Origin of the sequence: Alteromonas sp. S167, assembly GCF_036864375.1 — a bacterium.
GTDB lineage: Bacteria > Pseudomonadota > Gammaproteobacteria > Enterobacterales > Alteromonadaceae > Alteromonas.
Window position 1 is genome coordinate 1 of record NZ_JAZETR010000027.1, and the last position, 1,267, is coordinate 1,267.

The following is a 1,267-nucleotide window of genomic DNA, read 5'->3' on the forward strand; positions in this document are numbered from 1 at the left end:
AAGTAGATGCTGCAAGTACAAGAGAAGTTTTAACAATTTTCAACATGGTTAAAATCCTTCGTTATAGGTTAATTGGTTTTTGTTTGCTCGAGTAAAAGTAAAAACTAAAATGCTTGAGTAAAAAACATACCGAGTAATAACAACGTATTTTAAGCAATACCTTTTAACGAGAAGTGACAATGCGGAATTTATTAAGCTCTTGAAATTAAATGACTTTAATTTTTTAATAAAGGTTGTCAGTCATTGTTTGCGTATGTTGAAAAGGAAGGGGTTGTTGGTACTTTCTGTGTGAATAAAAAAGCGCGGCCTTTACCGCGCTTTATAATAATTAGTCTGGTTGATAAGGCAGAGATGATTGGTGTAGCACAATTCGTACCTTTCCATCTTCGCAAAGCTTAAATACAAAGCTTTTGTTTACGAAAATGTGACTGTCGTCTGCGCCGATAAAATGAACATTGCATTGAACGATGGCCATTTCTTTGTATAAAACAAAATCTTCTTTACTAAACCAAACTTTAACCCATGGTTTAAGTTTAAAGCCACCATCATTCGGAAATTTGTCGTTACCACCTACGAAGTAAGAAAGTGCACCTTCTTTCGTTGGTCTGAAAGTCTGCTCTCCGAAACAAAGTGTAGGCTTAAAAAGTACCTTGCCGTTATCGTAATCGTAGTTTTCTGACAACACTTTATTGGCGAACGCTTCTACGTCTCCACCTTCTTGGTGAACCTTGCCTACTGCGACAACATTGTCGCACCATGTTTGTAGCGCAGTGTGCACCATTTCTTGTGTAAACATACCTTCTCCTTTAACGATGTTAATGTTTTACAAACATATAGTTAAATAATTCTTATAAGGGTTCAAGTGTACTTAGTGATAGGCAAGAGCTATCAGTGGCAGGAATATACACGTAGAAAAAACTGAAAGTGATTAGAAAAGAAAAAGGCTCCTGAAAGGAGCCTTTGTGTGCAGCTTACGCTGCAACCATGTTGAACTGGTTCACACGGTTAGGTGAAGTTTTATGCTAAACCGTTACTAAATTCTGTCGTTAAGCGTTGCAGAAATAGGCGAGTCTTGAAGGCCTTGTTCTGCAATCCACGCTTGTAGTGTTTTGCCATCAGCTTCTGGCTGCGTTAGCTCTTTGCTTGGCATTTTCTTAACAAGTAGTGTACCTACTTCAACAGCATCGCTCGTAATTGCTGTACGAATAAGGCTTTGGCCGTTACATGAAATACCAGAGTAGTAGTCACGTAGCTTTAATTTGTAATC

Annotated in this window: 2 protein-coding genes; both read right to left on the minus strand. The window is 38.0% G+C overall.

Features of this window, described 5'->3' with window-relative positions:
- Positions 1–328 precede the first annotated feature (328 nt).
- The gene (locus V7R35_RS17760) at positions 329–796 is read right to left on the minus strand and encodes a hypothetical protein (RefSeq protein ID WP_334016218.1); all 468 of its coding nucleotides are present in this window, start codon (positions 794–796) and stop codon (positions 329–331) included.
- A gap of 237 nt (positions 797–1,033) precedes the next feature.
- On the minus strand, positions 1,034–1,267 hold a 234-nt coding region (locus tag V7R35_RS17765), incomplete at its 5' end, for a DUF3718 domain-containing protein (protein WP_334016219.1).

Excerpts from the sequence above, each read along its gene's own strand:
- V7R35_RS17760 (WP_334016218.1), bottom strand. The coding sequence starts at position 796 with ATGTTTACACAAGAAATGGTGCACACTGCGCTACAAACATGGTGCGAC.